At 40.4% G+C, this 8,262-nt stretch carries 7 protein-coding genes and 1 pseudogene; 3 read left to right on the forward strand and 5 right to left on the reverse strand.

The window, feature by feature from the left end; genetic code table 11:
• Positions 1–71: 71 nt before the first annotated feature.
• Together A923_RS0104050 and gap are read right to left on the reverse strand one after the other, a co-directional pair.
• Positions 72–959 (reverse strand): D-hexose-6-phosphate mutarotase, encoded by an 888-nt coding sequence (locus A923_RS0104050; protein WP_017220374.1) that lies wholly within the window; start codon positions 957–959, stop codon positions 72–74.
• 84 nt (positions 960–1,043) lie between these two features.
• Positions 1,044–2,057 carry a type I glyceraldehyde-3-phosphate dehydrogenase gene (gene gap, locus A923_RS0104055; RefSeq protein WP_017220375.1) on the reverse strand — a complete coding sequence of 338 codons (1,014 nt, stop codon included), beginning with the start codon at positions 2,055–2,057 and terminating at the stop codon, positions 1,044–1,046.
• 510 nt (positions 2,058–2,567) lie between these two features.
• Here gap and A923_RS0104060 point away from each other — a divergent pair.
• Entirely contained in the window at positions 2,568–3,893 is a 1,326-nt protein-coding gene (locus A923_RS0104060) for a hypothetical protein (protein WP_017220376.1), read from the forward strand.
• A gap of 115 nt (positions 3,894–4,008) precedes the next feature.
• Here the strand turns inward: A923_RS0104060 and A923_RS0104065 are convergent, their stop codons facing one another.
• The gene (locus tag A923_RS0104065; RefSeq protein WP_017220377.1) at positions 4,009–4,875 is read right to left on the reverse strand and encodes a DUF2989 domain-containing protein; all 867 of its coding nucleotides are present in this window, start codon (positions 4,873–4,875) and stop codon (positions 4,009–4,011) included.
• A 398-nt stretch (positions 4,876–5,273) separates the two neighbouring features.
• On the opposite strand from A923_RS0104065, the gene A923_RS0104070 reads away from it, so the two are divergent.
• Both A923_RS0104070 and A923_RS0104075 read left to right on the forward strand, forming a co-directional pair.
• Positions 5,274–6,701, forward strand: a complete 1,428-nt coding sequence (locus tag A923_RS0104070) for a glyceraldehyde-3-phosphate dehydrogenase (RefSeq protein ID WP_017220378.1) — start codon at positions 5,274–5,276, stop codon at positions 6,699–6,701.
• Positions 6,702–6,944: 243 nt separating this feature from the next.
• Positions 6,945–7,235 carry a YeaC family protein gene (locus tag A923_RS0104075; protein ID WP_017220379.1) on the forward strand — a complete coding sequence of 97 codons (291 nt, stop codon included), beginning with the start codon at positions 6,945–6,947 and terminating at the stop codon, positions 7,233–7,235.
• 247 nt (positions 7,236–7,482) lie between these two features.
• Here A923_RS0104075 and infA read toward each other — a convergent pair whose 3' ends face one another.
• Positions 7,483–7,701, reverse strand: a complete 219-nt coding sequence (gene infA, locus A923_RS0104080; RefSeq protein WP_006032603.1) for a translation initiation factor IF-1 — start codon at positions 7,699–7,701, stop codon at positions 7,483–7,485.
• Between the two features lie 137 nt (positions 7,702–7,838).
• Positions 7,839–8,262: pseudogene (locus A923_RS21990) on the reverse strand (arginyltransferase); the annotation flags it as partial.

Below are 8,262 nucleotides of genomic sequence, written 5' to 3' on the forward strand. Positions count from 1 at the left end.
TATACCTCAGATGTTCATCTTGAAATGACAATACGCTATCAACAATGACAACTCACTATCATTATTGATAATTATAGCGCTGTTACACTGAGTTTAGTTGTCAGTGTATGGCTTGTTCCTGGGGCAACCGTTACCGCTTTCTTACCTATAATGGCAGGTTCTAAACAGAACATAGTTTGGTAACCGTCATCCGGCATATCTGCAAATGCTTTGGCACCTGCTTGCCAAGGATTCCAAACGACCATCGCATTATTACCTTCGTTATTGATATCAATCCTACGCTGAAGCTGATTATCTTCTAAGGTAATTGTGGTTGCTGGATTTTCACAAATTATGTCTACATCACCGGTTAATGCTCGCGGCGCTGGATTGTTATTATCTAAACCGTGTACTTGTATTGCATCCGGTTGTGAAATCTGGAAATAGCTGTGTAATGCGCCGCCATAATCAAAACTACTGTTACCGGTATTCTCGGTTATTAGATTGAGTGTTAACGACTCACTGATAATAAATTCAGCAATCAAATTAAAATCATGCAGCCATAATCTTTTCGCTTCTGGACTTGGCATGAGTTGTAGACGAACACGACAGCTATCAGCAGTACTTTGGCTATCAAGTAATTGCCAATGGTTATTACGTGCAAAACCATGAGAGGGAAAATTTTTTGTTTGTGCCAGAGGTTGAACAGTCGGGCTTTCTTTTGCCGGACCAAACCAAGGCCAACAGATAGGTACGCCACCGCGGATCGCTTTTACGCCATTAAAGATAGCATCACCACTCATCCATATCACCGGAGCTGAGTTTGCGGGGGTGAAGCTAAGCAGATGCGCACCAAACAAGCTGATACGGGCTTGTGCTTTTGGGTGAGTAATATGAAGGTATTTGAGACCCTTGCTGGTGACTAAGTTAATGTGTTCAGTTAACGGTAGTTGATCCGTGATTGTATTGCGGTATGACATAAAATCCCCAACATAGAAAAGGCGACCTAATGGTCGCCTTTAGCATTATAAATCAATTAACTCTGATTATTTAATCAAGTTTGATTATTTAGCGCTCATAAGTAGAACAGCGTTATCTAACATACGGTTAGAGAAGCCCCACTCATTGTCGTACCAAGACATAACTTTAACAAGTTTGCCTTGAACTTTAGTTTGTGTCGCATCAAAGTTAGATGTGTGTGCATCATGGTTGAAGTCACTAGACACTAGAGGCTCTAGATTAACAGCTAGTGCGCGCGCTAGGATTGGATCCGCAGCTACTGCATCAGTGATAAGTTGGTTGATTTCTTCTGGTGTAGTATCACGACCAGCTTCAAACGTAAGGTCAACTAGAGAAACGTTGATTGTTGGTACACGTACCGCCATTCCTTGGAATTTGCCTTGTAGTTCAGGAACTACTAGGCCAACAGCTGCAGCAGCGCCAGTACCTGTTGGGATCATGTTTTGTGCAGCAGCACGAGCACGGTATAAATCTGTGTGATATACATCAGATAGACGTTGATCATTCGTGTAAGCATGAATAGTCGTCATCATACCGCTGATGATACCAACGTTGTCGTTTAAGATTTTAGCAATTGGAGCTAGGCAGTTAGTTGTACATGAAGCGTTTGAAACAACAGTCATGTCAGCAGTAAGTACGTCTTGGTTAACACCGTAAACGATAGTTGCATCTACATCTTTACCAGGTGCAGAGATAAGTACTTTCTTAGCGCCGGCATCAAGGTGAACTTGACATGCGTCTTTACTTGCGAAGATACCAGTACATTCTAGTACTACGTCAACTTCTAGTTCAGCCCAAGGTAAGTCTTTCGGGTTGCGTTCTGAGAAAGTCTTGATACGGTCGCCGTTGATGATTAGTGCTTCAGCATCAAAATCAACAGTTCCAGGGAAACGACCATGTGCAGTATCATATTTAGTTAGGTGAGCGTTGATTTTTGAATCACCTAGGTCGTTGATTGCAACGATTTCTAGATCTTGTTCTTTACCACCTTCGTAGAATGCACGAAGTACGTTTCTGCCGATTCGACCATAACCATTGATTGCTACTTTAATTGTCATAACTTGTATCCATTAAATTAAATGTAAGTTTGAATTAATAATCTTGCTTGGTTGTAAATTTACAAGATTCTGATAAAAAGACAAGAATAAATACTAAAATGTATGAGTTGAATCACAATTTGTTGCAAATTTACGAAAATAAACTGATTTAAGTCACTTTATTATGTGTTTTCGTACTATTTATTACATAAATTAAATAACTGAGCCCACAAATTGGCATTGCCAGCCGCTGTATAGGCATGAATATTTCCCTGATGTGTTCTTTAATCTCATGTTGATTCGTTCAGAACCCTGACTAAGTGTCTTATTTATATGACATTTTAAAATTTAAAGATTAAATAAATCGACATTTGTTTAAATAATACAGTTCAGTTATAAAGATTTGCCTTAGTGGAGTATAGACAAGAGTTGCAGAAAACCCATGAAACAGTGTTGTTGTGATACTGCGTGACCTCGCATCTTGATATTGATTCGGTATAATAGCGTTAGGTTCACTATTTAAGGTGTCAAATGACAGCACAACATATTCTGCAATTAGGCCAAATGCTTGGTCTTAGCTGTACGGAATTAAATGCCAATGGCGATGAGCAAGCGTTACCGACAACGCTAATTACACAAGCATTGACTGATTTTGGTTTTACGGATGAATTAGACGTAAAGCTGGAAGAAGAAATTAAGCAGTTTTGGTTACGTGCATTACCGCCTGTGATCGTGATGGATGAATCGGCAGTGATCCAATTTGATCTGCATTTACCAATCGAGTTCGTGACTGAAGATTTAATCTGGGAAATAAGAGCAAACCAAGTTGTTATTGAAACTGCTGAGTTTACGCCAATCGAATGGTCGTTAAATGGTATTTATCATTTACACGATATGGAGATGCAGAGCTATCAAATTAGCTTTGAGCAACCACTTGCTGTTGGCGCTTATCAATTCGTTATTCTTGATCAAGGTAGTGAAGAGCCATTGGGCGAAAGCTGGATAATTAATCCACCGGCTACGCTAACTCCTACGTCTGCGGTTACAACGATTACAACCACAAAAGCACTACCAACAACAGAAGCAGTGTTGAGCCAGTTATTGACTTATACACAGCCAGGTTTAGTTGTTACTGTATCGACACAACTTGCACAATTACAGCAGCAGTTTAATAACGATAAAGCACAGACTGAATTTGCTTTGACGTTGAAGACGATTATTGCAGGCGCTGCACTACAGCAAACGCATTTAGCCCAATATTTAGCGGCTTATACTACTGATGGACTGACGGCGTCACGCCAAGAAACACAAACGGTAGAATGGCAAGATGCCCATAGTGATGATTATACGTTTTATTTATGGCTCGTCGTAACGGCGAACAATGCTCTGACTGGTAAGTCATTATTACGTGATATTGATTTTGCGATTGATGTGGCTAATGCGGGTTCATTTGCTCGGTGGCTATTAGCGGACTATCAGTTAGTACACTGTCAGTTAGTACACTGTCAGTTAGATAATTGTCAGTTAGATAATGTATTAGCGAGTTCAACTGCAACGGGCATTAATAGCTATCAGTTACGCCAAGATGGTTATGCTGCATTCCGCACTTTAGTTGACTTCACGACGATGCAATCGGCAGGACTTGTGCTTAATCAACCATTATCGATTATGCAGCAGTGGTTAACGATTGGTGATGCCGGTATCTGGCAGAATCATGAATTTAATGAATTGTTGAGCATCATTCTATTGAGTTGTGAGCGTCATGCTTGCGCTTGCTATTATCAAACGGATGCTGAGCTACCTGAAGCGCTTACTGCTTATCTAGACGCTCGTGGTGTTCAACAGCTATCACTGTAGTTATTATTGTTACGCTCTATTCACGAGTGTAACAGGTGGCACTAATGTAACAGGTGGCACTAATGTAAGAGGTTGTGGCGCTGGCTAGCACTGTAAACGGGTTTTAATCGTTAGGTTAAAGCCCAACTGCTGACAGCGTATGTTCATAGCTTTCATCAGTAAATTCTTGATCTTCTATTTGTTCTGCCACTCTTGCTGCTAACTTATTTAAACGACGCTGTTCGCTTGCCGTTAACTTATGCTTATTAAAGACACCTAAGTTTATATTTTCTACTTCGGAAATTATCGCTACTTGTGACCATATGTAAGCCAGTTGGTAATCTCTTTTATGCATGTAGGCGGTGATAATGGCATAAAGCAGTTTGGTGGTCATGACGCTGCTATTGTCTAATTGAGCGTTGCCTACTTGCGTATTACTGTTAAGCAGACTTATACCTTTCAGTAAATTAGCTATCGCTTTGTCGTTACTGTTGCCATAAATGTTAGCAATAGCGAAATACAACGCGGGGTCATCAAAGCTTTGCTGCGTGGACAAGGCGATAAAGCGTTGTTTTGCATTTTCATTATTATGCGATACCCAATGATAATTGAGTATATAAGGGTTATTACTACTGAGAGTCTGTTTTTCTAATGCGATAAGTTCATCGTAAGTACTCAACATTGCCGATACCCGCAGGGTTTTTAACTCGGGGTGTGTTCTGGGTTCGATGAGAGCAGCTACTTTAATACATTCTTGGAAATTGCTAAGCGCCGTTAATAACCCGAATGTAGCTTGTTCGTCCACACTGTTCGTGGACTCAAAACGGTTGGTGATGAGGTCATTTCTTTCTGTTTGACACCAAACATCGTTATTTAAGTCGGCGCAAATAGCCGCATCATTTTCACATATAGCGCCAATATTGCGAGGATTGTCACATGCAACCAGAAAACTCGTAATAACAACAGCTGGCATTAAACGAAAAATAGAGCGTAAACGATGCATAAAGCTAAGACTAAAATAGGCGATGGCGAAACCCTATCACAGATTAACTCGCACTGTCTAATGAGGGGGGGGTAAATTAGATAAGAAGCTCAACTTCTGCCGTTGGACTTAAAACGATCGCGTTAATGTCTGGGTATTGTCTTGAAAAAGTCCTGTCAATATCTCGGTTATAAAATGAACAAGCGGGAAAAGTGAAAGTGTTCCTATTTCATTGTTAAATATTTGTGTTTTGAATGAAAGCTAAAAAGTAAAAAAAGACCTAATTCACATGATTAATTGGTAAGTTAGCGGTTATTTTTGTATGATTACGCTATCAAATTGATTAAATGTCAGTTGTTGGTTATGCGACTGTTGTTTTAATGTTTCTTACATGTAGTTGTGATTAAAAGGGAAAAAAGATGCCATCTGAAAGTCATTTATTGAATTGGCAAGAGAGCCAAGAGCTCGCAGAATCTATGCTACCGTTGTTAGGAAAGCTGTATCGTAATAAAGGCGTTGAGGTATTAATTTATGGCCGCCCATTACAAAATGCAACAGCAATTGATCTTCAAAAAGCACACCGCGTCGTTAAGCGTCATGAAGGACGTATTTTACGTTTCACTGAAACTTTCCCATTACTACAAGTGATCAGTGAACTACCGATTAGTAACGCTCAAATTGATATAGGCCGTTTGGCTGTTCGCTATTGGGGCGAAAACGAAGATTCTACTGGTATCGACGCATTCTTACGTGCTGAATTAGCACCTGCATTAAATAGCGATACAGCAGTTGAACCTCGTGACGTGGTATTGTACGGCTTTGGTCGTATCGGGCGTCTACTTGCACGTCTACTTGTTGATAAAACAGGTGAGAGCAATTTATTACGCTTACGTGCAATCGTTGTACGTGGCGGTCCTGGTGATATTGAAAAACGCGCATCTTTATTACGTCGTGATTCAGTACATGGCCAGTTCAATGGCACGATTGATATTGATACAGAAAACAATGCAATCATTGCTAACGGTACTTACATTAAGATCCTTTATTCAAATGGTCCTGATCAAATTGATTACGCTGCACACGGAATTCACAATGCGTTAGTTGTCGATAACACGGGTATTTGGCGTGATACTGACGGCCTGGGTCTGCATTTAAAAGCACCTGGCGCAGCAAAAGTATTATTAACAGCACCGGGTAAAGGCGATATTAAAAACATCGTTTATGGCGTTAACCATAACGATATATTACCTGAAGATAACATCGTGTCAGCAGCAAGCTGTACAACGAATGCGATCACACCGGTACTAAAAACAATTCAAGACGCATACGGTATTAGCAATGGTCACGTAGAAACTGTGCATTCATATACCAATGATCAAAACTTGATTGATAATTTCCACAAAGGTGATCGTCGTGGCCGTGGCGCTGCAATGAACATGGTATTAACCTCAACTGGCGCTGCATCTGCTGTAGCAAAAGCACTACCTGCATTAAAAGGTAAGCTGACGGGTAACGCTATCCGTGTACCAACACCAAACGTATCAATGGCAATTATTAACTTAAATCTTGAAAAAGAAGTTGAAAGAGAATCGCTAAACAGCTACTTACAAGAAATGTCGTTAAGCTCGCCATTACACAACCAAATCGATTTCAGCACATCGAAAGAATTAGTATCAACAGATATGGTTGGTAGCCGTTTCTCAGGTATCGTTGATTCATTGGCTACGATTGCTGAAGGTAACCGCGCAATATTATACGTTTGGTATGATAATGAGTTTGGTTATAGCTGTCAGGTATTACGCGTAATGCAAAAAATGGCTGGCATCGACATGCACGAATTTGCATAAGCAAGTTGTGTATTAGACAGCTGTTTATTAGAAAGCATGTAGACGATAGATAAAACTAGTCGTATTAAGGAAGCCAATTGGCTTCCTTTTTTGTTTATTTAAAACCGGGTTCGTTTATGTGAAACGAATAATGAACGCGTGTGGTAATAGTTTAAATCAGGGCGTATTTATAGTAGGGTGCACTATAGATATATATCATTATTTAGCAGGGTAAATCCCTGAGCATTAACCAAGGACGTAAAGATGTCAGTTGATAAGTTACTTGAAAGCATGACTCCCGAAGTATATGAAAAGCTTAGAACGGCCGTAGAGCTTGGCAAATGGGAAAGCGGTGTAGCATTGACGCAGGCGCAAAAAGATAGTTCACTGCAGGCTGTGATGTTATATCAGTCGCGTTTCAATACCGAACCAGAACATTTTACGATTGGCACAGATGGTGAAATTGCCATGCTTAAAAAAGCAGTCTTAAAGCAACAGTTCAGAGATAAAAAAGCAGCGCAGGAAGAAGAAATTTTACGCGTTGATGTTGAATAATTGATAGGTATGATCGATAGGGCACTATCGGTAAGGAATTGTCGGTAAGGAATGAGTACTAAAATATCGGACAGTGCGGTTGGATGTCGAGTAGTTGGGATATCGAGCAGTCGGATGTCGACCAGTAGTTATCGAATAGTAGGCTGTCTGATATTGAGTGGTTATTGACTAATGCTGTTATTGAGCATGTCGCAAATCGTAGACCTAAAAAAACCAGCCTTACGCTGGTTTTTTTAGAGGCTCGTGATTAACGGGCACGGAAGACGATACGACCTTTAGATAAATCGTATGGTGTTAGTGCTACAGTTACTTTATCACCAGTAAGAATTCGGATGTAGTTTTTACGCATTTTACCAGAGATATGCGCAGTAACCACGTGGCCGTTTTCTAATTCAACACGAAACATTGTGTTAGGAAGGGTATCTAGAACTGTACCTTGTAGTTCAATGCTGTCTTCTTTTGCCATGAGTCCTCTTAAAATTTAATTATAATAGCTATATTTGACCGCAAGATGATGCCAGATTTACACTGGCCTGTATATATTATAGGTAAGATATTTACGTTTTATTTTTAAAATGCTTTATTAATGACTCTTCAGTGGTATCAGCCTTGCCATTTTCCTGCGACTAAGCGCTCATGTGGGTTAAATTTAACCTTGTAATTCATCTTGCTACATTGATCTATTTGATAGCCGAGATAGAGCCATTGCTTGCCTGTTTGCTTTGCTAGAATCAGCTGTTGTAATACGGCATAGGTACCGAGGGAATTAGCCAGAAATTCAGGATCATAAAAGCAATACATTGCACTCATGCTATCTGCCATCACGTCAGTGACGGCGACCGCGATAAGTGTGTCATCCAGATAAAACTCAATAAAGGTCGGCGTTAACCACGCGTTGGTAATAAAGCCATCATATTGCGACGGGCTGGCTGGAAACATCGCGCCATCACTGTGCAGGGTATTAATGTAACGTTCGTACAAAGGGTAGTAGTCGGCTTGTGGCTGGTGGCTAACACGCATTTCAAGG

Source organism: Moritella dasanensis ArB 0140, assembly GCF_000276805.1.
GTDB lineage: Bacteria > Pseudomonadota > Gammaproteobacteria > Enterobacterales > Moritellaceae > Moritella > Moritella dasanensis.